The 26,844-nt window shown below is 63.0% G+C and carries 24 protein-coding genes; 15 read left to right on the top strand and 9 right to left on the bottom strand.

What is annotated here, in order from left to right; translation table 11 throughout:
• Window positions 1-108: 108 nt before the first annotated feature.
• Window positions 109-2,289 (top strand): hypothetical protein, encoded by a 2,181-nt coding sequence (locus C4K39_RS06680; protein WP_068581955.1) that lies wholly within the window; start codon window positions 109-111, stop codon window positions 2,287-2,289.
• Between the two features lie 287 nt (window positions 2,290-2,576).
• Here C4K39_RS06680 and C4K39_RS06675 read toward each other — a convergent pair whose 3' ends face one another.
• On the bottom strand, window positions 2,577-2,882 hold the full coding sequence (locus C4K39_RS06675; RefSeq protein WP_068581949.1) for a DUF2288 domain-containing protein: 306 nt from the start codon (window positions 2,880-2,882) through the stop codon (window positions 2,577-2,579).
• A gap of 338 nt (window positions 2,883-3,220) precedes the next feature.
• On the opposite strand from C4K39_RS06675, the gene C4K39_RS06670 reads away from it, so the two are divergent.
• From C4K39_RS06670 to C4K39_RS06630, 9 genes are all read left to right on the top strand, one after another.
• Window positions 3,221-4,348 (top strand): branched-chain amino acid ABC transporter substrate-binding protein, encoded by a 1,128-nt coding sequence (locus C4K39_RS06670; RefSeq protein WP_068581943.1) that lies wholly within the window; start codon window positions 3,221-3,223, stop codon window positions 4,346-4,348.
• Window positions 4,349-4,578: 230 nt separating this feature from the next.
• Complete coding sequence (livH, locus tag C4K39_RS06665; RefSeq protein WP_068581942.1) at window positions 4,579-5,502, top strand: high-affinity branched-chain amino acid ABC transporter permease LivH; 924 nt, start codon at window positions 4,579-4,581, stop codon at window positions 5,500-5,502.
• A complete protein-coding gene (locus tag C4K39_RS06660; protein ID WP_068581938.1) occupies window positions 5,499-6,755 on the top strand; it encodes a high-affinity branched-chain amino acid ABC transporter permease LivM in 1,257 nt (418 codons plus the stop codon). Before livH ends, C4K39_RS06660 begins: the two co-directional genes overlap by 4 nt.
• Window positions 6,752-7,519 carry a high-affinity branched-chain amino acid ABC transporter ATP-binding protein LivG gene (gene livG, locus C4K39_RS06655; protein ID WP_068581936.1) on the top strand — a complete coding sequence of 256 codons (768 nt, stop codon included), beginning with the start codon at window positions 6,752-6,754 and terminating at the stop codon, window positions 7,517-7,519. The genes C4K39_RS06660 and livG overlap by 4 nt, the downstream gene beginning before the upstream one ends.
• Entirely contained in the window at window positions 7,520-8,221 is a 702-nt protein-coding gene (locus C4K39_RS06650; RefSeq protein WP_068581931.1) for an ABC transporter ATP-binding protein, read from the top strand. It begins immediately after the preceding gene.
• A gap of 154 nt (window positions 8,222-8,375) precedes the next feature.
• Window positions 8,376-8,678 carry a BufA1 family periplasmic bufferin-type metallophore gene (locus tag C4K39_RS06645; protein ID WP_022642707.1) on the top strand — a complete coding sequence of 101 codons (303 nt, stop codon included), beginning with the start codon at window positions 8,376-8,378 and terminating at the stop codon, window positions 8,676-8,678.
• Window positions 8,679-8,706: 28 nt separating this feature from the next.
• Window positions 8,707-9,591 carry an MNIO family bufferin maturase gene (gene bufB, locus C4K39_RS06640; RefSeq protein ID WP_437179377.1) on the top strand — a complete coding sequence of 295 codons (885 nt, stop codon included), beginning with the start codon at window positions 8,707-8,709 and terminating at the stop codon, window positions 9,589-9,591.
• A complete protein-coding gene (locus tag C4K39_RS06635) occupies window positions 9,588-10,340 on the top strand; it encodes an HvfC/BufC N-terminal domain-containing protein (protein ID WP_124345922.1) in 753 nt (250 codons plus the stop codon). Before bufB ends, C4K39_RS06635 begins: the two co-directional genes overlap by 4 nt.
• 19 nt (window positions 10,341-10,359) lie before the next feature.
• Window positions 10,360-10,860, top strand: a complete 501-nt coding sequence (locus C4K39_RS06630; protein ID WP_124345921.1) for a DoxX family protein — start codon at window positions 10,360-10,362, stop codon at window positions 10,858-10,860.
• Between the two features lie 238 nt (window positions 10,861-11,098).
• Here C4K39_RS06630 and C4K39_RS06625 read toward each other — a convergent pair whose 3' ends face one another.
• Complete coding sequence (locus C4K39_RS06625) at window positions 11,099-12,007, bottom strand: LysR family transcriptional regulator (protein WP_124345920.1); 909 nt, start codon at window positions 12,005-12,007, stop codon at window positions 11,099-11,101.
• Between the two features lie 105 nt (window positions 12,008-12,112).
• Between C4K39_RS06625 and C4K39_RS06620 the strand changes: the two genes are divergently transcribed.
• From C4K39_RS06620 to C4K39_RS06610, 3 genes are all read left to right on the top strand, one after another.
• The gene (locus tag C4K39_RS06620) at window positions 12,113-12,712 is read left to right on the top strand and encodes a short chain dehydrogenase (RefSeq protein ID WP_068581913.1); all 600 of its coding nucleotides are present in this window, start codon (window positions 12,113-12,115) and stop codon (window positions 12,710-12,712) included.
• 70 nt (window positions 12,713-12,782) lie between these two features.
• Window positions 12,783-13,457, top strand: coding sequence for a COG3650 family protein (locus C4K39_RS06615; protein ID WP_068582203.1), 675 nt, complete (start codon window positions 12,783-12,785; stop codon window positions 13,455-13,457).
• 112 nt (window positions 13,458-13,569) lie between these two features.
• The gene (locus C4K39_RS06610; protein WP_124345919.1) at window positions 13,570-15,183 is read left to right on the top strand and encodes an NAD(P)/FAD-dependent oxidoreductase; all 1,614 of its coding nucleotides are present in this window, start codon (window positions 13,570-13,572) and stop codon (window positions 15,181-15,183) included.
• A gap of 40 nt (window positions 15,184-15,223) precedes the next feature.
• On the opposite strand, the gene C4K39_RS06605 is transcribed toward C4K39_RS06610, so the two are convergent.
• Window positions 15,224-16,318, bottom strand: coding sequence for a PLP-dependent cysteine synthase family protein (locus tag C4K39_RS06605; protein WP_124345918.1), 1,095 nt, complete (start codon window positions 16,316-16,318; stop codon window positions 15,224-15,226).
• Between the two features lie 322 nt (window positions 16,319-16,640).
• Here C4K39_RS06605 and nhaA point away from each other — a divergent pair, with 322 nt between their 5' ends.
• Window positions 16,641-17,828: a Na+/H+ antiporter NhaA gene (gene nhaA, locus C4K39_RS06600; RefSeq protein WP_068581907.1), complete on the top strand. Its 1,188-nt coding sequence runs from the start codon at window positions 16,641-16,643 to the stop codon at window positions 17,826-17,828.
• A gap of 77 nt (window positions 17,829-17,905) precedes the next feature.
• Here the strand turns inward: nhaA and C4K39_RS06595 are convergent, their stop codons facing one another.
• Window positions 17,906-18,370, bottom strand: coding sequence for an outer membrane lipoprotein (locus C4K39_RS06595; protein ID WP_031321034.1), 465 nt, complete (start codon window positions 18,368-18,370; stop codon window positions 17,906-17,908).
• A gap of 174 nt (window positions 18,371-18,544) precedes the next feature.
• Between C4K39_RS06595 and C4K39_RS06590 the strand changes: the two genes are divergently transcribed.
• Complete coding sequence (locus C4K39_RS06590; protein ID WP_068581899.1) at window positions 18,545-18,781, top strand: hypothetical protein; 237 nt, start codon at window positions 18,545-18,547, stop codon at window positions 18,779-18,781.
• 10 nt (window positions 18,782-18,791) lie between these two features.
• On the opposite strand, the gene pdxH is transcribed toward C4K39_RS06590, so the two are convergent.
• From pdxH to dinG, 5 genes are all read right to left on the bottom strand, one after another.
• On the bottom strand, window positions 18,792-19,439 hold the full coding sequence (pdxH, locus tag C4K39_RS06585) for a pyridoxamine 5'-phosphate oxidase (protein WP_124345917.1): 648 nt from the start codon (window positions 19,437-19,439) through the stop codon (window positions 18,792-18,794).
• Between the two features lie 21 nt (window positions 19,440-19,460).
• Window positions 19,461-20,702, bottom strand: coding sequence for an OmpA family protein (locus tag C4K39_RS06580; protein ID WP_124345916.1), 1,242 nt, complete (start codon window positions 20,700-20,702; stop codon window positions 19,461-19,463).
• 141 nt (window positions 20,703-20,843) lie between these two features.
• On the bottom strand, window positions 20,844-21,989 hold the full coding sequence (locus C4K39_RS06575; RefSeq protein ID WP_124345915.1) for a serine hydrolase domain-containing protein: 1,146 nt from the start codon (window positions 21,987-21,989) through the stop codon (window positions 20,844-20,846).
• Window positions 21,990-22,092: 103 nt separating this feature from the next.
• Window positions 22,093-24,453: a beta-galactosidase gene (locus tag C4K39_RS06570; protein WP_124345914.1), complete on the bottom strand. Its 2,361-nt coding sequence runs from the start codon at window positions 24,451-24,453 to the stop codon at window positions 22,093-22,095.
• Between the two features lie 189 nt (window positions 24,454-24,642).
• Window positions 24,643-26,787, bottom strand: coding sequence for an ATP-dependent DNA helicase DinG (gene dinG / locus C4K39_RS06565; RefSeq protein WP_022642691.1), 2,145 nt, complete (start codon window positions 26,785-26,787; stop codon window positions 24,643-24,645).
• Window positions 26,788-26,844: the final 57 nt, after the last annotated feature.

Below are 26,844 nucleotides of genomic sequence, written 5' to 3'. Positions count from 1 at the left end.
TTGGCGCCTTGGGCAAAATTCGCGCTCCACCCAGCGACGAGGTCCCATTCCGTGATGGTTCGACGACACCTTGTCCCCGAGCCAACCTGACCAGGCATATGGCGCACAATGACTTCTAAGAATAATCCTGCCAACGCAGTTTCCGAGATGACGCTGACCTCTCCCCTTCCAAGCCACTCAGATACGAAGCCATTGTCCAGTTCACGCCCTCAGTCGCCCCAGCAATACCTGTACTTCACCGAAACCAATACCGACCGCATCCTCGACAACCTCGACGGCCTGCGCGACACCGTTTTCCCGCGCCCGGCGCACCTGGAGGACGAGCAGGAAAACCGCCGCGACCAGGAGTTCCCTTCGGTCTGCCTGATCGGTCTGGGCCGCTGCGGCTCCAATATCGCCCTGGACGTCGCGGAGCTGGTGTACAACGCCCGCAAGTTCTACCTCAACGAATTCAACAATGAGGACAAGGCCTACGAGGGCAGCTACAGCCCCGGCCAGTGGATCCGCCAGAACCTGCGCCTGGGACAGAACAAGGCCAGCAAGCCGGTGTTCCTGGTCGAACCGCTGGTGATGCTCGGCGACCTGGACAAGGACATCGCCGGCCGTATCCGTTTTTCCCGCAAGGGTGAAAAGAGCGGCTTCATCCGCGACTACAGCAAGATGAAGATCATGGACCTCTCCGAGGTCCATGCTGGCGGTGCCGGTAACGCACCGATCCTCGGCCAGTACCTGGCCAAGATCATCCTCAACAAGGACACCCAGCGTTTCTCCAGCCCCGACTGGAAGATGATCCACTCGTACCTGATCGATTCCTGCGGGATCAAGGCCAACCAGTCGCGCCTGTATTTCTCGATCTTCAGCGCCGGTGGCGGTACGGGTTCGGGCATGGCCTCGGAGTTCGGCCTGGCCCAGCAGTACTCGTACATGAACAAGACCTTCGACACCAAGCCGATGGACGAGCACGACAGCAAGAGCGGGCACTCCTTCGTCTTCGAGCCGATCTTCACCAGCGGCATCTGCGTGCTGCCGAACATCTCCGACCATCGCAGCGAGATGTCCGAGGCCCTGCACATCAACGCCGGCCGCCTGTTGTGCAAGTACCTGTCCGAGGAGTGGGACTTCTCCTACAACTTTGATAACGAAGACAGCAGCGAAGCCAGCGTGATGGGGCGGATCCGCCCATGGAACGCGATGATGCTGATCTCCAACGACATCATGCGCTACGCCGAAGAAAGCGATGACGGCAACATCCAGAACATCGACGTCAACGCCATGGAGAAGCACGCCAACCAGTACATCTCCCAGCAGATCTTCAACATCCTCACCGCCCAGGCGGTGACCACCGACTACGACCAGAACTACTTCCGCCGCGCCGGTATCGATATCGGCGAGACCATCCGCCTGGATGCCAACGACCTGTTCATGAGCCTGGCCGGCCCGGTGGCGATCGCCTATGCCGAGTCCGTGGTGCCCGAGCAACCGGTGCCCACTGGCGACAAGTTCAAGGTGTTCGAGAAAGAGCCGCAGCGCCTGAACATCGACGACCTGTTCTTCCGCTCCATCGACCTGCCGCACTTCAACAAGCAGACCCAGGCCATCGAGGGCATCAGCCTGCTGCCCATAGAGTCCAAGCGCTATCGCGCGGCACTGGAGCAATACAAGGCCTCGGGCTTCGACGCCGCGGCGCTGCACGACCTGCACTTCTTCAAGAACTGCTCGTCGGTGGTGTCCATCGTCTCGCTGCCCAAGGACTACAAGCTGTCCTACATGGACCTGAACCGGCTCAAGACCCACCTCAACAGCCTGTTCCCCAACACCACGCTCAAGCGCTACGCGTTGGTGATCGGCGCCTCGGCCAACTTGTCGCTGACCACCCTGATCGCCAAGAGCCCCTGCCTGTCGGATGACTTCCTGACCCTGATCGTGGCCTTCATCAAGCGCTGCTTCGCACGCAATCCGTACCGCTTCGACGACACCCTGGACAATTCCGTCCTGGATTTCATCACCAGCGACCACTTCGAAGAAGACCGTATCGACGACTTGCTCAACGAGTTCGAGAACCCGGCGAAGATCCTGGATACCAACTGGTATGCGATCAAGCCGATGTACGAGAAGAAGTACCGCGAACTGATCAACGACAAGGACAAGTTCGTCTCGATCAATGACATCCGCCTATCCCGGGATTGCGTGAAGAAGGCCATCAAGTACCTGCGGGAAATCTACCGTCATCGCATCGGCAAGACCCGGGTCATCTCCCTGAATAGCCACACCGGCAAGACCGCCTATTGAGGCCTCGCCAGCCCGCCGGCTCCACTACGAACCGAGGCAGCAGCCTCGGTGACGCACGAGCCGGCGAGCCAGCGAATGAATCGCTCAAGGCCGGCTGGCATGTTCAGGTTGCACAACAATTGAGCAGCCCGTCGGCTGGGCTTGAAACTGTTCCCATTCCGTGAACGTCACCCTGGCCGAATAACGGGTGGGGCGTTTCTCTACGGCAAGATGCCATCACTGGATTCACGGTTACTCGGCTACACACTTTTGTCCGACAAAAGCACGCACCAGATCGGCGCACAGCCTCAGCTCGACGCTCGTTCCTGGGTCAGGATCCAGGGCGATACCACCACCGCCCACAGCGTCGGATCACGCTCCAATAGATCGGATGCCCGCGTCGCAGACAGCTTTTCAACCTTCCCTTCGGCCAACCAGGCCGCCACTTTTTCCGCCTGATTCTCGGCCACCGCCTGGGCGGCTTCGATCAGATCCAGGTCGGCATCGACCCACAATAGGGCACCCTTGGCGAAGAACGGTTCCAGTTCCTTCCAACTGATCGATGCGGTCTCACCAAGCAGCTTGGCATAGAGGGTGCTAGGTTCTTGAGTCATGGGACTGTCCAGAAAAGAAATCGGCGCAATCATAACGTCGGTGCCCTGGCAGAAAAACCCAGAAGCAAAAGCGTCAAAGATCGAGAAGCTCAGAAGCGCCAGGGATTGACGCCGATTCGTTGCGAAAGCCACGCCGCAAATCTGTCTTTTTCTTTCAAGCAAGCGACATTCCGCGTTTTTGCCCCCAGCAGCCAGCTTTTCAAGCGAACGACCGGCGCACTACACTGTACCGGTACAGTTGCCAGGGACATTTCCGAGGGATATCGCGATATCTGACTCGGTTCTGCGACTCAAGGCCGCCGGAACTATAAAAATTACAACAGTAAGAGTGGAGCACTATGAATAAGGCTACTAAGCAGATTTCCAAACTGTTTGCCGCTATGGTCCTGGCAGGTGTTGCCGGCCATTCGTTCGCAGCTGACACCATCAAGATCGGTATCGCCGGCCCCAAAACCGGCCCTGTAGCACAGTACGGAGACATGCAGTTCAGTGGTGCCAAGATGGCCATTGAACAGATCAACGCCAAGGGCGGCGTCAACGGCAAGAAACTCGAAGCCGTCGAATACGACGACGCCTGCGATCCAAAACAAGCCGTCGCAGTCGCCAACAAGGTAGTCAACGACGGCGTCAAGTTTGTCGTCGGCCACCTCTGCTCCAGCTCCACTCAACCAGCCTCCGACATCTATGAAGATGAAGGCGTGGTCATGATCACCCCCGCCGCCACCAGCCCGGACATCACCTCCCGTGGCTACAAGATGGTGTTCCGCACCATCGGCCTGGACAGCGCCCAGGGCCCGGCCGCCGGCAACTACATCGCCGACCACGTGAAGCCCAAGATCGTCGCCGTGCTCCACGACAAGCAGCAGTACGGTGAAGGCATCGCCACCGCCGTGAAGCAGACCCTGGAGAAAAAAGGCACCAAGGTTGCGGTGTTCGAAGGCATCAATGCCGGCGACAAGGACTTCTCCTCCCTGATTGCCAAGCTCAAGCAAGCCAACGTCGATTTCGTCTACTACGGCGGCTACCACCCAGAGCTGGGCCTGATCCTGCGCCAAGCCCAGGAAAAAGGCCTGAACGCCAAGTTCATGGGTCCGGAGGGCGTGGGCAACGACTCCATCTCGCAGATCGCCAAGGAGTCCTCCGAGGGCTTGCTGGTCACCCTGCCGAAATCCTTCGACCAGGACCCGGCCAACGTCGCCCTGGCTGACGCCTTCAAAGCCAAGAAAGAAGACCCGAGCGGTCCTTTCGTATTCCCTTCCTACTCCGCAGTTGAAGTCATCGCCGGCGCCATCACCAACGCCAAGAGCGAAGACGCGGCCAAGGTGGCTGAAGCCATCCACGCCGGTACCTTCAAGACCCCGACTGGCGACCTGAGCTTCGACTCCAAGGGCGACCTGAAGGACTTCAAGTTCGTGGTCTACGAGTGGCACTTCGGTAAGCCCAAGACCCAAGTCTCGCCCCAGTAAGGCTGCGCCTGGCTGACTGCCGATAGAGCCCACGGCTTGCCGTGGGCTTTGTTTTACGAATCTATGGGCCGTGCTCCCGTGATCCGGAAGCCTGTCCACCTGAAAATCTCAAAACCGTCATCAGCGGTTCGCTGGCAAAGTCCAGCCCGAAGTGGGTGCAGACCCACGGGGCCTGGGCGGGAAAATGACTCCACCAGTGAAATGCGTATCAGGTTTTTAGGAGCGTTGTAATGCCTGACATCTATCACTTCTTCCAACAGCTGGTTAACGGCCTGACCGTTGGCAGCACGTATGCCCTGATCGCCATCGGCTATACGATGGTCTACGGCATCATTGGAATGATCAACTTCGCCCACGGCGAGGTCTACATGATCGGTTCCTATGTGGCGTTCATCGCCATCGCGGGGCTGGCCATGATGGGACTCGACAGCGTCCCACTCCTGATGACCGCAGCCTTCATCGCGAGCATCGTCGTCACCAGTGCCTATGGCTACAGTATCGAACGGATCGCCTACCGCCCCTTGCGTGGCAGTAACCGCCTGATCCCGCTGATCTCCGCCATCGGTATGTCGATCTTCCTGCAGAACACCGTTCTGCTGGCACAGGACTCCAAGGACAAGTCCATTCCCAACCTGATCCCGGGCAGCTTTTCCATCGGGCCGGGTGGCGCACAAGAAGTGCTGATCTCCTACATGCAGATCGTGGTGTTCGTGGTGACCCTCATCGCCATGCTCGGCCTGACCCTGTTCATCTCCCGCTCTCGCCTGGGCCGCGCCTGCCGTGCCTGCGCCGAGGACATCCGGATGGCCAACCTGCTGGGGATCAATACCAACAACATCATCGCCCTGACCTTCGTGATCGGTGCTGCGCTGGCGGCCATCGCCGCCGTGCTGCTGAGCATGCAGTATGGCGTGATCAACCCCAACGCCGGCTTCCTGGTGGGCCTGAAGGCCTTCACGGCGGCGGTCTTGGGCGGCATCGGCAGTATCCCGGGCGCGATGCTCGGCGGGCTGGTGCTGGGGGTGGCCGAAGCCTTTGGTGCCGACGTGTTCGGCGACCAGTACAAGGATGTCGTGGCGTTCGGCCTGTTGGTTCTGGTGCTGTTGTTCCGGCCGACCGGCATTCTGGGCCGTCCGGAGGTTGAGAAAGTATGACTAGGAATATTAAGCAAGCGCTCTTCAGCGCACTCTTGGTATGGGCCGTGGCGTATCCGATCCTGGGCCTGAAACTGAGCATCGTCGGCATCAACCTGGAAGTCCACGGCACCAGCCCGGCCATCCTCACCACCATTGCGGTGTGTTCGGTGCTGATGTTCCTGCGGGTGCTGTTCCATACCCAGGTCAGCGCCATGTGGAAGTCCTCGCCGAAAATGCCGCTGATCCCGGCCAAGGCCAGCAACTTCCTGACCCTGCCGAGCACCCAGCGCTGGCTCATCCTGGCCCTGATCGTCGGCGCCCTGGTCTGGCCGTTCTTCGGCTCCCGGGGAGCGGTGGACATTGCCACGCTGATCCTGATCTACGTGATGCTCGGCCTGGGCCTGAACATCGTCGTAGGCCTGGCCGGCCTGCTGGACCTGGGCTATGTGGGGTTCTATGCCGTTGGCGCCTACAGCTACGCGCTGCTGTCGCACTACTTCGGCCTGAGCTTCTGGATCTGCCTGCCGATCGCTGGCCTGATGGCGGCCACCTTCGGCTTCCTGCTGGGCTTCCCGGTGCTGCGCCTGCGCGGTGACTACCTGGCGATCGTGACCCTGGGCTTCGGTGAAATCATCCGCCTGCTGCTGCGCAACATGACCGACCTCACCGGTGGCCCCAACGGCATCAGCAACATCGAGAAGCCGACCTTCTTCGGCCTGACCTTCGAGCGCAAGGCTGCAGAAGGCCTGCAGACCTTCCATGAGTTCTTCGGCCTGGAATACAACTCGATCAACAAGGTGATCTTCCTGTACCTGGTGGCACTGCTGCTGGCCTTGTTGGCGCTGTTCGTGATCAACCGCCTGCTGCGCATGCCGATCGGGCGTGCCTGGGAAGCCCTGCGTGAAGACGAGATCGCCTGCCGCGCCCTGGGCCTGAACCCCACCGTGATCAAGCTCTCGGCGTTCACCCTGGGTGCCTGCTTCGCCGGTTTCGCCGGCAGCTTCTTCGCTGCTCGCCAGGGCCTGGTGACCCCGGAGTCCTTCACCTTCATCGAGTCGGCGATCATCCTCGCCATCGTGGTGCTCGGTGGCATGGGCTCGCAACTGGGGGTGATCCTCGCGGCGATCGTGATGATCCTCCTGCCTGAACTGATGCGTGAATTCAGCGAATACCGGATGTTGATGTTCGGCGCCATGATGGTGCTGATGATGATCTGGCGTCCCCAAGGTCTGCTGCCCATGCAACGCCCTCACATGGAGCTGCGAAAATGAGCCGCGAGATCCTCAAAGTAACCGGCCTGTCCATGCGTTTTGGCGGCCTGCTGGCGGTTAACGGCGTGGCCCTGACCGTCAAGGAAAAACAAGTGGTGGCGCTGATCGGCCCGAACGGCGCCGGCAAGACCACCGTGTTCAACTGCCTCACCGGCTTCTACCAGCCCAGCGCCGGCAGCATCCTGCTGGACGGCGAGCCGATCCAGGGCTTGCCCGGCCACAAGATCGCCCGCAAGGGAGTGGTACGGACCTTCCAGAACGTGCGGTTGTTCAAGGACATGACCGCGGTCGAGAACCTCTTGATCGCCCAGCATCGCCACCTGAACACCAACTTCCTGTCCGGCCTGTTCAAGACCCCGGCGTTTCGCAAGAGCGAGCGCGAGGCCATGGAGTACGCCGGCTACTGGCTGGACAAGGTCAACCTGCGCGAGTTCGCCAACCGCCCTGCCGGGACCCTGGCCTATGGTCAGCAACGGCGCCTGGAAATCGCCCGCTGCATGATGACTCGCCCGCGAATCCTCATGCTCGACGAGCCGGCCGCCGGCCTCAACCCCAAGGAGACCGAGGACCTCAAGGCCCTGATCAGCATGCTGCGCGAGGAGCACAACGTCACCGTGCTGCTGATCGAGCACGACATGAAGCTGGTCATGAGCATTTCCGACCATATCGTCGTGATCAACCAGGGCACGCCACTGGCCGACGGTACGCCGGAGCAGATCCGCGACAATCCCGAAGTGATCAAAGCCTACCTGGGGGAAGCGTAAATGCTGCAGTTCGAGAACGTTTCCACCTACTACGGCAAGATCCAGGCGTTGCACAGCGTCAACGTCGAGATCCGCCAGGGCGAGATCGTCACCCTGATCGGAGCCAACGGCGCCGGCAAGTCCACCCTACTGATGACCCTCTGTGGTTCGCCCCAGGCCCACAGCGGCAGCATCCGCTACCTGGGCGAGGAATTGGTAGGGCAAAGCTCGGCGCACATCATGCGCAAGAGCATTGCCGTGGTGCCCGAAGGACGCCGGGTATTCGCCCGCCTGACGGTAGAGGAAAACCTGGCCATGGGCGGTTTCTTCACCGACAAGGGCGACTTCCAGGAGCAGATGGACAAGGTCCTGCACCTGTTCCCACGGCTCAAGGAGCGCTTCACCCAGCGTGGCGGCACCATGTCCGGCGGCGAGCAGCAAATGCTCGCCATCGGCCGGGCGTTGATGAGCAAGCCCAAGCTGTTGCTCTTGGACGAACCGTCCCTGGGCCTGGCGCCGATCATCATCCAGCAGATCTTCGACATCATCGAACAACTGCGCCGTGACGGCGTGACGGTGTTCCTGGTGGAGCAGAACGCCAACCAGGCGCTGAAGATCGCCGATCGCGCCTATGTCCTGGAAAACGGCCGGGTGGTGATGCAAGGCACCGGCGAAGCCTTGCTGACCGATCCCAAGGTACGCGACGCCTATCTCGGCGGCTAAGCGCCAGCGGAACCAGAAACGGCCCTTCGGGGCCGTTTTTTTTCAGGGCCAATAAAAAATCGCCAGGGGCTGTAACGAATCGCCAGGTGCCATCTCTAGTAGGACAAGCGAGCACAAATGCTTCCTTGTCCAAACCCAAACCTGGAGAAACAACATGAGCCATCCTCGTACCCTGTCCGCCACTGCCCTGGTCCTGGCGCTGGGCTCTGCCCTGAGCATCGCCGCCCTGCCGGTCACGGCCCATGCCGAGGGCGACATGGAGAAGTGCTTCGGCGTCGCCATGAAGGGCAAGAACGATTGTGCGGCAGGTGCTGGAACCACCTGCGCGGGCACCTCGAAGACCGACCATCAGGCCAACGCCTGGAAACTGGTGCCCAAGGGCACCTGCGAGAAAACCGCCAGCAGCACCTCCCCCACCGGCTTCGGCCAACTCGCGGCCTTCAAGGCCAAGTCCTGATGCCGCGGCCTGAGTGTCGATCATGAACATGCCCCTGAACCCGCACCGCCACAACGACACTCGGGCCTTGGCGCCAAGCCTGCCGCCTCGTGCTGGCCTGGGGCTCAAGACCGAGCACTTCAAGCAAGTGCTCGGCCAACGGCCCGACATCGGTTTCTTCGAGGTCCATGCCGAGAACTACATGGTGGACGGCGGCCCCTTCCATCACTACCTGGGCCTGATTCGCGAGCACTACCCGCTGTCGCTGCATGGTGTCGGCCTGTCCATCGGTGGCGAAGGCCCGCTGGACAACCAGCACCTGGCGCGCCTGGCGGCCTTGATCGAGCGCTACCAGCCCCAGTCCTTTTCGGAGCACCTGGCCTGGTCCAGCCATGGCCCGGTGTTTCTCAACGACTTGTTGCCCCTGGCCTATGACCAACCGACCCTGCAACGGGTCTGCGAACACATCGACCAGGTACAGCAACGCCTGGGTCGCCAGCTGTTGCTGGAGAACCCGGCCACCTACCTGCAGTTCCAGCGCTCGACCCTGGATGAGCCGGACTTCATCAGCGAGGTGGTCCGCCGCAGCGGTTGCGGCCTCTTGCTGGACATCAACAACCTGCATGTCTGCTGCGTCAATCACCAGCGTGAGCCGCTGGCCTACCTACAGGCGCTGCCATTGCATGCCGTAGGGGAAATCCACCTGGCAGGCTTTGCCGAGGACCGCGATGGGCTGGGAGATCGCCTGTTGATCGACGACCACGGCGCCCCGGTGGACGATGCCGTCTGGGCCCTGTACCAGCAAGTCCTGGAACGTATCGGCCCCATGGCCACGCTGATCGAAAGGGACAATCGCATTCCGCCCTTCGCCACCCTCCAGGCCGAAGCCGGCAAGGCCGAGGCGTTGCTGCGCCAGCTCAAGGAGCGCACATGAGCAGCCAGGCTGATTTCACCAGGGCCCTGCTGGACACCGGGCAGGCCTGCCCGCCGGGCCTGTACAGCAGCAACGGCGCCGATCCGGCCAGCCGCTTCGCGGTCTATCGCAACAATGTGCAGGGCTCGCTGATCAACGCCCTGGCAGACAGCTACCCGGTGGTGGAGCAACTGGTGGGCCAAGCGTTTTTCAGGGCCATGGCCCGAACCTATATCGAGCGCCAGCCTCCCAGCACCCCACGGCTCAACGATTACGGCGAGGGGTTTGCCGAATTCATCGATGACTTCGCTCCGGCCGCCTCCTTGCCCTACCTGGCCGATATCGCCCGCCTGGAACGCTTGCGGGTCGAGAGCTATCACGCCGCCGATGCCCGGCCATTGGCAGCGGCGCAACTGCAAGAAGCCATGAGCCGACCGGAGCAGCTTGGCCGGTTGCACCTGCACCTGCATCCATCGCTGCGCAGTCTGCAATCGAACTACGCCGTGGCCAGCCTGTGGGCCGCGCACCAGGATGGCCGGCAATGGCCATCGTTCTACCTGCATCGGGAACAACACATCCTGGTGCTACGCAACGCCCTGGAGGTCGAGGTACTGGCCGTGGATGCCGGCTGCCTGGCCTTCACCGACAGCCTGCGCACCCGGCAACCGCTGGCGGTCGCCGCCGCCCAGGCCCTGGACGCCCAAGCCGACTTCGACCTGGGCCGTTGCCTGGGCCTGCTGCTTGGCCACGGCGCACTCATTGACTTGTAACCGCAGAAGAAGACCGATCATGAATACCCGGACCCACTCCCCTATCGCCAGCCTGCTGATGCGGGCCTGCCAGAAACTGGAACTCATCCCCTACAGCCTGGTGGCCTTCATCGCGCGCTTCAGTATCGCCGCGGTGTTCTGGAAATCCGGGCAGACCAAGGTCGAAGGACTGGCCATCGACCTGGTTTCCGGGACGTTCGAGTTCGGTTGGCCGCACCTGGCGGACTCGACCATTCCCTTGTTCCAGAGCGAGTACCACTTGCCGATACTGGCTCCGGAACTGGCGGCGCACCTGGCGGCCTTTGCCGAGCATTTTTTCCCGGTGTTGATTCTGTTCGGCCTGGCCACGCGCTTTTCTGCCCTGGCGTTGCTGGGCATGACCCTGGTGATCCAGCTGTTCGTCTACCCGGACGCCTACCCGACCCATGGCACCTGGATGGCCATTCTGCTGTTGCTGATGGCTCGCGGGCCTGGGGTGCTGTCTGTCGACCACCTGCTGCGTCGCCGACTTGGACATTGAAGCGACTCTGCATCCTGTAGCCGGATCGATTGAATAATGAGCTTGGCCGGGCTGGCGCTGGAAGCTCCTGCGGACCTTGGCGCAGCCTCGCAGGCTCGGCAGCGGCTACAACAGCCAACTCGTTTCGTGTAGCCGCTGCCGCAGGATCGTCCGGAGAACCCGCCTGAGCGGTCGTGCGCAAAGGCCCTACGCCAAGCTCGCTTCGTGTGGCCATGGCCGGCGGATCGGCTCGAGGCGGCTACAAGCGGTCCAGGGCTTCGCCGCTGCGGCGGAACCAGTCCATCAGGTAATCGGCCAGGACCTGGGTGCGCCTGGGTAATCCCCCCTGGTAGGGATGCACCAGGTACATGGGCATGCTGCGGGTCTGGTAGTCCCGCAGCAGCCAGCGCAGGCGACCATCGGCCAGCTCGCCATGCAGTACATAGGATGGCAGCCGGGCGATACCGGCCCCCACCAGGGCGGCCTTTTTCAGCAGGTTGTAGTGATTGCTGGCGAACGGCCCGTTGACCCGCACCCGCAACAGCTCGTGACGCTGGTGGTAGAGCCATTCCTCACGCCCGCTGTAGTGACTGTTGAGCAGGCAGCGATGGTTGGCCAGCTCCATGGGTGTGCGGGGCTCACCGTATTGCTCCAGGTATGCCGGACTGGCGCAGGTCATTTCATGCCAGGCCAGCAGCGGCCGGGCCACCAGGCGCTGGTCATTGTCCACCGCGGAGCGCACCGCCAGGTCGAAGCCCTCCCGGGCCAGGTCGCGGTAGGCATTGCTCAGGTCCAGTTCGATCTGCACCTGGGGATACTGCCGGGAGAACTCCAGCAACAGGCCGTCGAAAAAGGTTTCCCCCAGGGACACCGGCACCGTCAGGCGCACCGGGCCTGCGACATCGTCCTTGAGCCGGGCCAGGGCCTGGTGGGCGCGCTCCACCTGGGCCACCAGCGCCTGGGCCTGGGGCAGCAGCGCGGCACCGGCGGCGGTCAGGTCCAGGCGGCGGGTGGTGCGTTGCAGCAGCACCACTGCGAACCGCGCCTCCAGGGCGCTGATGCGCTTGGACAACTGGCCCTTGCTGCACCCCAGGCGCTGGGCCGCCAAGGTGAAACTGCCTGCCTCCACCAATACGGCAAAAGCCGCGAGGTCATCCATCTCGCTCATGGATTGTTTCCACCAGAAAACCAAAGGTTGCCTATTAGCGCGTTAATTCATGAAAAAAACCACTCTAGACTGCAACCTCATCTCCCTTCTCACGAGGAACAGCCCATGAAGATTCTCCTGATCGGTGCCAACGGCACTGTTGGCTCGGCGGTGGACCGGGAACTGGCACAGCGCCACGAAATCGTCCGTATCGGCCGCAGCAGCGGCGACTTCCAGGTGGATATCAGCGACAGCCAGTCGATCCGCGCCCTGTTCGAGAAGACCGGCCGCTTCGATGCCCTGGTGTGCGCCGCCGGCAACGTCACCTTCGCGCCCCTGGGGGAGATGACCGCTGAGCATTTCCAACTGGGCCTGCAAGACAAACTGATGGGCCAGGTCAACCTGCTGTTGATCGGCCGCGAATACGCCAACGATGCAGGCTCCTTCACGTTCACCAGCGGCGTGCTGAGCCATGACCCGATCCGCAGCGGGGCCTCGGCCGCCCTGGTCAACGGAGCCATCGACAGCTTTGTCCGCGCGGCGGCCATCGACCTGCCGCGGGGCCTGCGCGTCAACTCCGTGAGCCCCACCGTGCTGCTGGAGGCCATGGACAGCTACGCTCCGTACTTCCGCGGCTTCAAGCCCGTAGCGGGCGCCGACGTGGGCCTGGCCTATGCCAAGAGCGTGGAAGGCTTGCAGACCGGCCAGACCTATCACGTCGGTTGAGCGCTGAATCCGGGGTTGTGGTGAGCGGTCGGGCTGCGTAACGTGTCGGCTTCCGCCTGGAGGCCCCATGATGCGCACCGCCCGTTCCCTGCTTTGTTTTGCCTTGTTGCCGCTGTTTGCCGGCTGCCAGGTGCTGCCCCTGTTCAATGATCAGCCTAGCGCCCCTTCCATGGCCGGCCTGACCCGGATGCAGGGCGAACTCAGCGCCGCCGACGGCCAGTTGCTGTTCAAGCCTTGCAGTGAAGATCGCCGCTACGTCATCACCGATGGTGGGGGCACCAGCGTGCTGCAAGAGGCCGCGACCCTGGCTGAAAAGCAGGGCAAGCTGTTCGCCGACCTGCGAGGCAAGTTCTCTGCCAGTGGTAGCGGCGATGGCCAACTGGACCTGCGCCAGTTGTATCGGGTCGAGCGTTCCAGTGCCTGCGGCGATCCCAACTTCCAGCGCCTGATCCTGCGGGCCAGTGGCAAGAACCCGGTGTGGAACGTCGATGTCAGCACCCGGGGCATGATGATCGAACGAGTCGGCCAACCGACCCTGGCCCTGCCCTATCTGGAAGAACAGCTGGGCGACGGCCGCTTCAACCTCACCAGCGAAGCCAACCACCAACGCGTGGAACTGTGGGTTGCACCACAACGCTGCGTCGATAGCGTCACCGGCAGCGTCCAGCACCTGAGCGCGGAGCTGCGGGTGGATGGCCAGGTCCAGCGCGGTTGCGGTTATTTCGGGGCCTCGCGCAACGACTGATTCGACGAGCAACCGTTTTAGCCTCACGGCAAGGGTGGATTGCGGCTTATAATCGCCGGTTTGTGCAAAGCAAGCCGGCGCACTGTTGCGCACCGCCTACCCGGACCCTGTCATGTTACGAATCACCGAACTCAAGTTGCCGCTCGACCACCCCGATGAAGACCTGCGCGCCGCCATCGTGCAGCGCCTGGGCATCGCCAGCGACGACCTGCTGGACTTCACCTTGTTCAAGCGCAGCTACGACGCGCGCAAGAAGTCCTCGGAACTGTTGTTCATCTACACCATCGACCTCACCGTACGCGACGAGGCGGCCCTGCTGCAGAAGTTCGCTGACGACCGTAACGTCAACCCGGCGCCGGATGTCAGCTACAAGGTCGTGGGCCAGGCCCCGGCCGACCTCCAGGAACGGCCGATCGTAGTGGGCTTCGGGCCCTGCGGGATCTTCGCCGGCCTGCTGCTGGCGCAAATGGGCTTCAAGCCGATCATCCTCGAGCGCGGCAAGGAAGTGCGCCAGCGCACCAAGGACACCTGGGGCCTGTGGCGCAAGAGCGTGCTCAACCCCGAGTCCAACGTGCAGTTCGGCGAGGGCGGTGCCGGAACCTTCTCCGACGGCAAGCTGTACAGCCAGATCAAGGACCCCCAGCACCACGGTCGCAAGGTCCTGGTTGAGTTCGTCCGGGCCGGCGCGCCGCAAGAGATCCTCTACATCAACAAGCCGCACATCGGCACCTTCCGCCTGACCAGCATGGTGGAGAAGATGCGCGAAGAGATCATCGCCCTGGGCGGTGAAGTGCGCTTCGAGCAGAAAGTCACCGACCTGCTGGTGGACGGCGAGCAACTGACCGGCGTGGTCCTGGAAAGCGGCGAGCAGTTGCATTCGCGCCATGTGGTCCTGGCCCTGGGCCACAGCGCCCGCGACACCTTCCGCATGCTCCACGCCAAGGGCGTGTTCATGGAGGCCAAGCCGTTCTCGGTCGGCTTCCGCATCGAGCACCCGCAATCACTGATCGACAGCGCCCGCCTGGGCAAGTACGCTGGGCACCCGAAACTCGGCGCCGCCGACTACAAGCTGGTGCACCACGCCAAGAACGGCCGCTCGGTGTACAGCTTCTGCATGTGCCCGGGAGGCACCGTGGTGGCGGCTACCAGCGAGCCGAACCGCGTGGTCACCAACGGCATGAGCCAATACTCGCGTAACGAGCGCAACGCCAACTCCGGCATCGTGGTGGGCATCACCCCGGAAGTGGACTATCCGGGCGGCCCGCTGGCGGGTATCGAGCTTCAGGAACGCCTGGAGTCCCACGCCTTCGTCCTCGGCGGCAGCAATTACCAGGCGCCGGCGCAGCTGGTGGGTGACTTCATCGCCGGCAAGCCCAGCACCGCCATCGGCAGCGTCGAGCCGTCCTACAAGCCTGGGGTAAACCTGGGTGACCTGGCGCTGGCCCTGCCGGACTTCGCCATCGAAGCCATCCGCGAAGCCCTGCCGGCCTTCGAGCGGCAGATCAAGGGTTACTCCCTGCATGACGCGGTGCTGACCGGGATCGAGACCCGTACCTCGTCACCACTGCGCATCACTCGCGATGCCTCGATGCAGAGCCTGAACCTCAAGGGCTTGTACCCGGCCGGTGAAGGCGCCGGTTATGCCGGGGGCATCCTGTCCGCCGGCGTCGATGGCATCCGTATCGCCGAAGCCGTGGCCCGCAACATCCTCGGTATCCAAGGCTGAGGTCGGAATGAGGGAGCTGCCGGTGCAGCTCCCTCATCATTCAGATACCAGCGCGCAATACGCTGGCAGGCAAGGCAGCCCCCTGCTCTACGCTCGCGGCCACTGCCTCGATCAAGGCCGCCAATTCATAGCCCTGCTCCGCCAGCCACTGCTCATCGTAGTAGGTGGTCGCATAACGCTCGCCACCATCACAGAGAATCGCCACGATCGACCCCGCCTCGCCGGCAGATGCCATCTGCTGCGCGGCCATCAGGGCACCGATCAGGTTGGTGCCGCTGGAACCACCGACCCGCCGCCCGAGGCGCTGGGCCAGGTAGTGCATGGCCGCCAGGGACAGGGCGTCCGGGACCTTGACCATGGCATCGATGACCTGGGGCAGGAACGAGGCTTCGACCCGGGGCCGGCCAATGCCTTCGATCCGCGAACCGCAATCCAGGCGCAAGCTGGCATCTCCGCTGTTGTAGTAGTCGAAGAACACCGAGCGCTCGGCATCGGCGCACAGCACCCGGGTCTGGTGCTGGCGGTAACGCACATAGCGCCCCAGGGTTGCAGTGGTGCCGCCAGTACCCGGGCTGGAAATCAACCAGGCAGGCTCCGGGTAACGCTCGAAGCGCAATTGCTGGAAGATCGACTCGGCGATGTTGTTGTTCGCCCGCCAGTCGGTAGCGCGTTCGGCGTAGGTGAACTGGTCCATGAAGTGCCCGCCGCTTTCACGGGCCAAGCGCTCGGACTCGGTGTAGATCTGCGTGGGGTCCTGCACCAGATGGCTCTTGCCGCCATAGAAGGCGATCTGGGCGATCTTTTCCTGGGAGGTGGTGGCCGGCATCACCGCGATAAAGGGCAAGCCCAGCAGTCGCGCGAAGTAGGCCTCGGAAATCGCCGTGGAGCCGCTGGAGGCTTCGATCACCGGCGCCCCGGGCTTGAGCCAGCCATTGCACAAGGCATAGAGGAACAGCGAACGGGCCAGGCGGTGCTTGAGGCTACCGGTGGGATGGCTGGATTCGTCCTTGAAGTACAGCTCGATGCCCGGACGCCCAGGCAACGCCAACGGGATCAGGTGAGTATCGGCGCTGCGCTGGAAATCGGCTTCGATGATGCGGATGGCCTCACGGGCCCACTGGCGATTGTCGCTCATGTTCTATTCTCTGCGGATCGAACGCCATACCGGCGCAAGAAGATGAAATGCACCCTGCATAGGTGATCCAGGCCCGGGACGACAAGGCACTTCCCGTTGTCGGGAAAGGCCCTGCAAGCCACGGGGATGGACATGTTAGGAAATATCTTCCAGCCCTGACAGGTACAGCTGTGAAGCAATTGGAAACACAACTGCCAGCGGACTTTTTCAGCAGGCCGCTTGCTTCCTGCTTATAACAAAAAAGAATATAACTTTTGTTTTAACAACCAAGTGTACGGGTTAGGGTGTGCCACCTTTGTCTGGTTTTAAATGGAGAGCGACCTTGCCTCTGCGTAGTACTTTCACCCGTTTCTTTGCCATGGAAGCCGCCAGCGGACTGCTGTTGATCGCTGCTGCCGTCCTGGCCTTGATCATCAACAACTCGCCGTTGTCCTGGCTGTACAACGGCCTCCTGGAAACCCCGGTGGTTGCCCAGGTGGGCGCCTTGAAGATCGCCAAGCCGTTACTGCTGTGGATCAACGACGGCCTGATGGCGCTGTTCTTCCTGCTGATCGGCCTGGAGGTCAAGCGGGAAGTCCTCGATGGCCAGTTGTCCAAGCCTTCGCAGATAGTCCTGCCTGGCGCTGCGGCCATTGGCGGCATGCTGGTGCCGGCATTGATCTACTGGTACCTGAACCGCGACAACCCGCCAGCCCTCAGCGGCTGGGCGATTCCTACCGCCACCGACATCGCCTTCGCCCTCGGGGTACTGGCGCTGCTGGGCAAGCGGGTACCAACCTCGTTGAAGCTGTTCTTGATGACCCTGGCGATCATCGATGACCTGGGGGCGATCGTGATCATTGCGATCTTCTATTCAGGCGCCCTGTCGACCCTGTCGCTGATGCTGGCGGCAGCTTGCATCGCCGCCCTGGTCGCGATGAACCGAATGGGCGTGGTGAAGCTCGGACCCTACATGATCATCGGCCTGATCCTCTGGGTCTGCGTACTCAAGAGCGGTGTCCATGCCACCCTGGCAGGCGTGACCCTGGCCTTCTGCATTCCCCTGCGCACTCGTAACGCCGAGCCGTCGCCACTGCTGGCCCTTGAGCATGCGCTGCACCCTTGGGTGTCGTTCGGCATCTTGCCGTTGTTCGCCTTTGCCAACGCCGGGCTGTCGCTCAGCGGCGTGACGCTGGAGAGCTTCACCCACTTCGTACCGATGGGCATCGCCGTCGGCCTGCTGCTGGGCAAGACGGTCGGTGTATTCGGCCTGACCTGGCTGGCGGTCAAGACCGGTCTTGCCGCACTGCCTGCCGGCGCCAATTGGGGACAGGTGTTCGGTGTGGCGATTCTCTGCGGAATCGGCTTCACCATGAGCCTGTTCGTCGGTTCCCTGGCCTTTGTACCTGGCGCCAGCGAATACGCGGGCATGGATCGCATGGGTATTCTCACCGGCTCACTGCTGGCCGCGCTGATCGGTTATGCCGTGACGGCTGCCGCCAGCCGCAAGAGCAATCCAGTAGCCTCCTGATATCCCAAGGAGCCCTGGCTTAAAAAACAAAACCCCGGTCAGTCGCCTGGCCGGGGTTTTGTTTGGCTGATGGAAAATCAGCGAGTTACACGACTGGTGCCGTTGACGGTCATGATGCGAACGCGGTCGCCAACACGGAACACTTCGTTTTCCTGAACTTGTTGTACATAGGCGCGCATGCTGCCGTCGTCTTCACGCACGGTGATCTCCACGCCCTGGGTACGGGTCAGCCCTTCTTCGGTAGCCGAGCCGAGCAGGCCGCCAGCCACAGCACCGATGACTGCAGTGACGATACTGCCACGGCCACCGCCGATGGCGCTGCCACCCACACCGCCGATCACTGCGCCAGCAGCGCCGCCGATTGGGGTCTTGGTGCCTTCGATCTTCACTGGACGCAGGGATTCGATGGTGCCCAGACGCACGTTTTGCACACGACGCGCTTCATCACGGGAATAGGAATCACCGGTCAGGTTGGAGGCGCAACCGCCGAGCAACATGGCCATCGTGGTAAAGGACGCAACCAGCAAAACAGACTTACGCATAGGATCAACTCCAAGGGACAATAAATCATTAGACTCCGCAGCTTGACACCTGTCACGGCGCGGCCCGGATAAAATTGCTTTCATTCAGCCCAAGTACAGGCTGAATGAGCACCTGGCACCCTCGCTACGGTAGCCCCAGCCTCCAGCATAACGCTATCGAACAAAGGATTTTCCATGGATTACTTCATCATCTTCGTGGTCACGGTCGCCGGCCTGTATTTCCACTGGTGGCTGTACGTACGCATCAAGCGCTGGACAGACCGGGACCTGGCGCTGTCCATGGCAGGCAGCGACGAACAGAAGAAGCAGTACATGTTGCAGCGACTGGCAGAAGCCCAGCGCCAGAAAGTAAAACGCCGGGACCTGCCGCAATGGCTGGAGGCCGCTGCGGCCGGTTATCCCGGCGAGTGATCGGCAAGGTTCAGGGAGCCAGGCGTTCGCGGACCCACTCCCCGGCCTGCAGGCGGTAGTTCAAGCGGTCATGCAGGCGACTGGCACGCCCCTGCCAGAACTCGATGCGTTCCGGCACCAGGCGATAGCCTCCCCAATGCTCGGGGCAATCGGGCTGGCTATCGCTGAAGCGGGCCTCGGTGGCCTTGAGCAGCTCCTGCAACTCGGCACGATCGGCAATCACCCGGCTCTGCGGTGATGCCCAGGCTCCCAGGCGACTTCCCAGGGGACGCACCTGGTAATAGGCATCCGATTCCTGCGCACTGACCTTCGCTACCCGCCCCTCGATCCGTACCTGGCGCTCCAGGGTCGGCCAGAAGAAGGTCATGGCGGCAAAGGGCCGTGCAGCCAGTTGCTGTCCCTTCGCGCTGTCGTAGTTGGTGAAAAAGGTAAAACCCTGTTCGTCCAATCCCTTGAGCAGCAGCACCCGGCAGTGGGGACGGCCGTCGGCATCGACGGTCGCCAGGGTCATCGCATTGGCCTCCACCGGTGGCTGCTCGGTTTTCACCGCATCGGCAAACCACTGGTGGAACAACGTGAAGGGCTCGACCGGGGCCTGGGCCTCGGACAAGCCGTCACGGGTATAGTCGCGGCGCATATCAGCCAGAGACTGAGTCATGCTGCTTCCTTATCCTGCAAATCAGTTCTTGGCCTGGGCGGTGGCCGTAGGGTTCTTGGCAGCCGCGACGGTTTTCTTGGCCGGAGCCTTCTTGGCCGCTGGCTTCTTGGCCGGGGCCTTCTTGGCGGCAGCGGCTTTCTTGCTGGCCGGGGCTGGGACCGGAGGCTTGGCGTCCTGCACGGCAACCATTTCAGTCTCGGACGGCGTCGGCTGGTTGTACTTGCTCAGCAGGCCAAGCATGGTGCTGCGCTGGGTCAGCATGATTTCCACGCGACGGTTCAGCGAGCGACCTTGTGGGCTGTCGTTGGCGGCACGCGGCATCACCGCGCCCATGCCACGCAGCATCAGGCGGTCTTGCTTCAAGCCGCTGAGGCTGAAGATAGCAGCCACGGACTGGGCACGATCACGGCTCAACTTCTGGTTGGCCAGGGTCGGGCCGGTGGCGTCGGCATGGCCGAGAATCAGCACGGCAGTCTTAGAGTCGCCTTCCACCGCCTTGGCCACGCGAGTGAACGGGCCGAGGGTGACGGGCAGCAGCATGGCCGGACGATCCGGGTTGAAAGAAGCATCGACCAGCGCGGTAACCACCAGCACGTTCTCGCGACGCTCCACTTGCAGCTTGCTGTCCTTCACCGCTTCACGCAGGCGAGGCTCGTAGTCGTCCAGCCAGGCCTGGGTGATTTTCGGGTCAGGCATCGGAATGTCCGCCACGTTGACCTTGCTCAGGGGCTTGGGCTGGCTCTTGCCAAATGGCCACCACCAGTTGCTCTCGGAGTCGGCGGCCTTGGCCACCGCTGGAGCTGGAGCTGGCTCGGCCTTCTTGGCATCGACTACCGGCTTGTCGGCCTCATCCTTGGAGGAAGAGAACGGCCACCACCAGTTGCTGCTCTCGGCCTTGGCGACCGGAGCGGCTGGAGCTGGGGTTGGGGCTGGGGTCGCGGCGACAGGAGCCGGGGCAGGCTCGGCAGCGGCGGTTGCAGCAGGCTTGCCAGCGGAAGGCTTGGCGGCAGGAGCGGCCTGCTTGGCCGACGCGGTGGCCTTGCCAGCAGCAGCCGGAGCGGCTGGCTTGCTCGCCGGGGCAGCCGGAGCGGCTTCGGCGGTAGCGGGTTTGTCGTTGGCAGGGGCAGCCGAAACTTCCTTGCTGCTGGCCTTATCGGTACCGAACGACCACCAATGGCCGCCGTCCGCTTCATTTTGTGGGGTTTGTGCACAACCGGTTACGGTCAAGCAGATGGCCAAGGCTAGAGACTTGTTCGACGACATGGGATATCCACAAAATGAGATAAAAAATTCGGTCTAAATAACCGTTATAAACAGACGCTTGGAAATTATAAAAGCCACAGGGTTCCATCCTGCAGCTTTCCACGCATGTTTAAGCAAAAAAAGTTCTTAACAGCAACCTTTTTACAGACAATCCGACAAAATCCGCACCAGTTTCTGTGCACGAGGATCCATCAACACGTAGGGTCCCAGGGTATTTGTGACAAATCCGAACGCTACATCGCGCTCCGGATCGGCAAAACCTACCGAACCACCCGCCCCCGGATGCCCGAAGGCCCGCCCACCCAGACCGAAAGTGGCATTGGCCACATCGGGCTGGTCCAGCATGCAGCCCAGGCCAAAGCGCGTCTGGGTCAACAGGGTCTTGTCCATGCCCAGGCTGTGCTCGCGGGTCAGCTCATCGAGCATCTCGGCCTCCAGCAAACTGCCATCGAGCAAGCCACTGTAGAACCCGGCAAGGCTGCGGGCATTGCCATGGCCGTTGGCCGCTGGCTGCTGCATGCGCCGCCACTCCGGCTTATTGGTGCTGGTCAGGATAGACGGAGGATTGGTAAAGGCCCGGGTAGTCATCGCCTCAGGCTCGCGCATGGTCACTTGCAACAAGCGCTGGGCCGCAGCGTCGCCGACATTGCCCTTGCCCCGTGCGACATGCGCCACCCGGTGGAACTCCTCGTCGGCCAGGCCGATATGGAAGTCCAGTCCCAGGGGCTTGGCTACGCGGGCCACGATGGATTCGCCCGGGCCGCGGCCATCGGCCCGCCGGATCAGCTCGCCCACCAGCCAGCCATAGGTAATGGCGGCATAACCGTGCCCCTCCCCCGGCGTCCACCAGGGTTGCTCGGCCGCCAGGGCGTCGACCATGGTTTGCCACTCGTACAGCGCCTGGGGCGGCAACATCTCGCGCAGGGCTGGCAAACCGGCCTGGTGGCACAGTAACTGGCGCAAGGTGATGGCCGCCTTGCCCGCCGCGGCGAACTCCGGCCAGTAGTCGGCCACCGGCGCGTCCAGCTTGAGCTTGCCCTCGGCCACCAGTTGCAACGCGGTCACGGCGGCAAAGGGCTTGGTGCAGGAAAACAGGTTGGCGATGGTATCGCTGTGCCAGGCCTCGGCGCCGTCCTTGTCAGCCGTGCCGGCCCAGAGGTCGACCACGGTTTCCCCGCCGACCTGGATGCACAGCGCGGCGCCACGCTCCTGGGGATCTTCGAACAGCGCTGCGAAAGCCTCGCGTACCGCCTCGAACTTGAGCTCGTAATGACCTTGAATCTGCACCCCTGAATCCCCCTGCGACAATGCTCGGCAACGTGGCGCGCATTGTTTCAGCCTCGAGGGGATTTGGGAACAACCGGGCCCACCCGGCGGGGCCCGAAAGTCGTCAGTGGCCGTTGCCGGAATGGCCACCGGCGTGCGCTTCACCCGTGGCGCTCGGTGCGTTCCGGTTTTGCGCCGCAGGCCCGCTGGCGGCCGCCTGCTCGGCCTGGACCCGCGCGAGCTGCGCCGCCTTGCCCAGTTGCTCCAACGCCAGCAGGTTGCCCTTGCGCACGGTCTCGACAAAGCCCTGGAACGGCACATCGGTAATACCCACCAGGCCGAAATGACCGTTCTCACCGTCCAGCAGGCGTCCGGTCACCGGCTGGTCCAGGTATTGGAACCAGTGCACACCGACGATGGATGGCTCGCTCAGCGCCTGCTTGAGGAAGTTGGCATAGGCCGGTCCCCGCTCCTCCTCCCGGGCCAGTTCGGTGACTGCGCCCCAGAACGGGCCGCGATCCCGGGAGCCAAAGTTGAACTCGGTGACCAGCACCGGCTTGTCGAGACTGCGCAGGTAGGCGAAGTCCTGCCCGTCCTGGGGCTTGAGGGTGTACATATTGAAGCTCAGCACGTCGCAATACTGGGCGCAGGAAGCCACCGCCTCAGGTGTGCTGACGGCAAACCGCCCTCCCAGCAGCAGGTGGTTGGGGGCGTGCCACTTCAACGAATCGGCGATGGTCTTGAAGTAGGTATCGGCGAAGACTCGCTGGAAATGCCGGTAGTCAGCCTCGATCTCGGGATGCTCAGGGCTTGGCAGCGGCGCCTCGAAGCCCGGGTCTTCCAGCAACTCCCAGGCCGGCAGATCGATCCCCCAAGCCTTGGACAGCCCCTGCTGGTTGCGATACTTGTCGCGCAGTTGCTTGAGGAAAGCGCGCTTGGCCGGGACATCGGTGGTCAGGCGCAAAGTGCCGTAGGCCAGGGCGAAGCGAGATTTCGCGTCATTTCCCGGACCTGCCCAGGCCAGCTCGTTGTCGGCGAAGTAACCGATCAACCACGGATCGTCACGATGATCCCGGGCGGCGATGGCCACGGCGCGCTCGGTGGCCATGGCAAAGCGCGGATCGAAGGGATCGGGCATGCCGCCCCACCAATCGCTGCCGGTACTGATGCTGGCGTAGTCGCCGACGATCGACAGCGGCAGGGTGTAGGGCACCCGGGCGGCCAGGCCCAGGGCCGGCGCGCTCCAGTTGCCGATGGTGTTGAAACCCCAGGCTTGCAGGCGGTCCAGGGTGTGGCCGAGCCAGCGCTTCTGGTCGAACCCCGGTGCCGCGCAGGGGGCCGCCTGGTCGGGCGCCGACACGGCCGCGCCAGCAGCGGCGCAAGGTGCGCCATAAGTACGCTGCAGGTTGGCCCGGTAGAAGTCATACCAGCGCCCGCTGTTGTAGCCCCGGCCCCGGTCGGCGCCGTTGCCACCACGGTTGTCGCCGTCACCGTAGTAGGCCGCCAGCGGCTCGCCGTCCTTGGGCAGGTCGCTGAACATCCATTCGCGCCCGGCGACATAGGTGCGGTTGTTGTCCGCAGTCAGGGTGTTGACCCCCAGGGAATAGAACGGATGCCCCTCGGGAGTCACCAGGAACCAGCGACCATCACGCTTCTGGGTGCGAAAGAAGCCGCTGGCCTTGAAGGCCGGCCCCTGGCTCAAGCCGCCGAAGCGATCCAGGGGGGCCTTTTCGCGCTCGGCGAGCCAGCCCTTGAGCTGTTGCTGCTCCTTGCTGGCTGCAGCCTTGAGCTGCTCGTCGCTGGCGACCTTCTCCGGCCAGCGGTCCCGGGTCGACTGGCCATAGCCATCCACCAGGGAGCCATACACGGCACGAACCACACCCTCGCTGTCCTGCACACCAAAACGCTCGAGGAGGATGCTTTGCGAAGCCTTGGGGTTGTCCAGAGAGAGGGTCACCGATACCACCTGGCTGCGGTCCAGCTGCCCTTCGCTGCTGGCCAGCAGGATGCGCTGGCCGTCCACGGTCATGGGCATCGGCGGCGCAGCCTTCATGCCCTGCTCCAGGGCACTGCTGGCCACCAAGGGCACCAGCAGCGTCTGCGCCGGGCCGGCGGGTAAATCGACTCGGCTGACCAGGGTCTGGCCATCGTTGCTCTGGATGGTCACGTAGAGGGTCAGGGCCCAATTCATCGCACTCTGGATACGCAGGCTCATCAGCCCCGATTGCGACCAGTCCCAGGCACCCTCCTGGGGGCTCAGGCGCAAGCTGGGACGCAGCGTCGGGTTGAACGTCACCCGCCGCAGCACTTCACCCTCGGCCGTCTGTTCGGCGTTGTACTGCGGCAGGTTGGCATCCTGGGTCGCTACCTGCACCACCGAGGCCGGGCGGACAAAGTTGAACAACGTTTGTTGTCCGGCAGGGGCCGCCAACACAGGCGCGGCAAACAACAGGGCAAGTACGACGGGCAACGAGCGGCGAATCATATGGGCCGGTTTCTCCTTGTAGGGCCGCTGGGCGGCCGGTGCTCAAGCATTGACGTGAAATAGACAGCGGGGCGCGCAAAGGCGCGGCCCTGCCCGGTAAACCAGGGAAAATACCCTGGACGATGTGGATACCCCAGCCGTCGCCGGGCGGCGTGCTCGCCTGCCCGGCGCAATGCGGTCTGGGCCAGCCTAGGATATTTCCCGGCGAAAAGGCGGCAGGGCGTTGAGGATCGCCTTGCCATAGCGCTGGGTGACCAGGCGCCGATCCAGCAGGGTGATGGTGCCGCGGTCCTGCTCGGTACGCAGCAGCCGGCCACAGGCCTGGACCAGCTTGAGAGAGGCATCCGGCACCGAGATTTCCATGAACGGATTGCCGCCCCGGGCCTCGATCCACTCCGCCAGCGCGGCCTCCACCGGATCGTCCGGAACCGAGAACGGGATCTTGGCGATCACCACGTGCTCGCAATAGGCGCCAGGCAAGTCCACCCCTTCGGCGAAGCTGGCCAGGCCGAACAGCACACTGGAATCGCCACCATCGACCCGGGCCTTGTGCTTGTTGAGGGTCTCCTGCTTGGACAGGTTGCCCTGGATGAACACCTGCTTGCGCCAGTCGCGATCCAGGCCGTCGAACACGTCCTGCATCTGCTTGCGCGAGGAGAACAGCACCAGGCTGCCCCGGGAGCCTTCCACCAGTTCCGGCAGGTCGCGAATGATCGCTGCGGTATGGGCCGCGGCATCCCGTGGGTCGGCCCGCAGGTCGGGAACCCGCAGCACGCCAGCGTCGGCATGGTGGAACGGGCTGGGCACCACGGCGGTGACCGCTTTCTTCGGCAAGCCGGCACGCATGCGGAAGCGGTCGAAGGTGCCCAGGGCGGTCAGGGTCGCCGAGGTCACAAGGGCGCCGTAGGCCACGTTCCACAAGTTGCGGCGCAGCATTTCCGCGGCCAGGATCGGGCTGGCGTTGACCTCGATATCGAACAGCGAGCCACTCTCGGCCAGGGTCAACCAACGGGCCATGGGCGGGTTGTCCTCCGGGTCCTCGACGGTGAAGGCCGTCCACAGTTCCCAGTTGCCCGAGGCCCTGGCCAGCAGGCTGCCGAACAGCGGGTACCACTCCTCGGCCTGGTTGCTGGCGATGCCGATGTTGACCTCGCCATCCATGCCTTCCTTGAGCAGGTCGGTCAGGCGGGTGAACAGGTCGGTCAGGCGCGAGAAGCCTTTCTTCAGCTCGATGCCCATCTCGCGCATGTGATCGGGAATCAGCCCGCCGACAAAACGATGGCGCGGCCGCTCGCGGCCTTCCATGTCTTCACCGGTCTTGAAATCGGCGATCTGCTCGCAGGCGGTGAACATGAACTGCTGCTGGGTCTTGATCTCCCGCGCCAGCTCCGGCACCTGCTCGATCAGCCGCCCCAGGTCACCCGGCAGCGGGTGCTGGGCCAGGAGCTTGGTGAGGTTTTTGGCGGTCTGTTCCAGCCAATCGGCGGTGGAGCGCAGCCGGGTGTAGTGGGCGAAGTGGCCGATGGCCTTGTCCGGCAGGTGATGGCCTTCGTCGAACACATAGAGGGTGTCGCGCGGGTCGGGTAGCACGGCGCCGCCGCCCAGGGCCAGGTCGGCCAGGACCATGTCGTGGTTGGTGACGATCACGTCGACCTTGCCCATGCCTTCCCGGGCCTTGTAGAAGGCGCACTGGCCGAAGTTGGGGCAATGGCGATTGGTGCACTGGCTGTGGTCGGTGGTCAGGCGCGCCCAGTCGGCGTCTTCCAGGGCGTTGGGCCAGCTGTCGCGGTCGCCGTCCCACTTATTGCCGGCCAGTTTCTCGATCATGCTGGTGAACAGCTTCTGGCTGGCCTCGTCCACCTCGATCTTGAAGCCTTCTTCCTCGAACAGCTGGGCGGTGGCGGTCTGCGCGTGGCCTTCCTGCAGCAGCATGTCGAGCTTGGACAGGCACATGTAGCGCCCGCGCCCCTTGGCCAGGGCGAAGCTGAAGTTCAAGCCGCTGTTGCGCATCAGGTCGGGCAGGTCCTTGTAGACGATCTGCTCCTGCAGGGCGACGGTGGCGGTGGCGATCACCAGGCGCTTGCCGGCGGCCTTGGCCGTGGGGATCGCCGCCAGGCTGTAGGCCACGGTCTTGCCGGTACCGGTGCCGGCCTCTACCGCGACCACCGCCGGATCGCCGCTGCGCCGGCCCTCGTCGTCGGTATCGACGTCACCCAGGACCTTGGCCACCTCGGCGATCATCAGGCGCTGGCCATAGCGCGGCTTGAGGCTCTTGGCTTCGAGAAAACGCGAGTAGGCGCCCTGGATCGTGGTTTTGAGTTCGTTGCTGATCATGGTTCTTCAGGCGCACAAAACGCTGGATAAATTTTCAGTGGTTCGAATCGGCCGCTA

The sequence above is a fragment of the Pseudomonas sessilinigenes genome (assembly GCF_003850565.1).
Lineage (GTDB): Bacteria > Pseudomonadota > Gammaproteobacteria > Pseudomonadales > Pseudomonadaceae > Aquipseudomonas > Aquipseudomonas sessilinigenes.
Note: the sequence above shows the minus strand (reverse complement) of the source record. Positions and strands in the feature narration are given on the sequence as shown.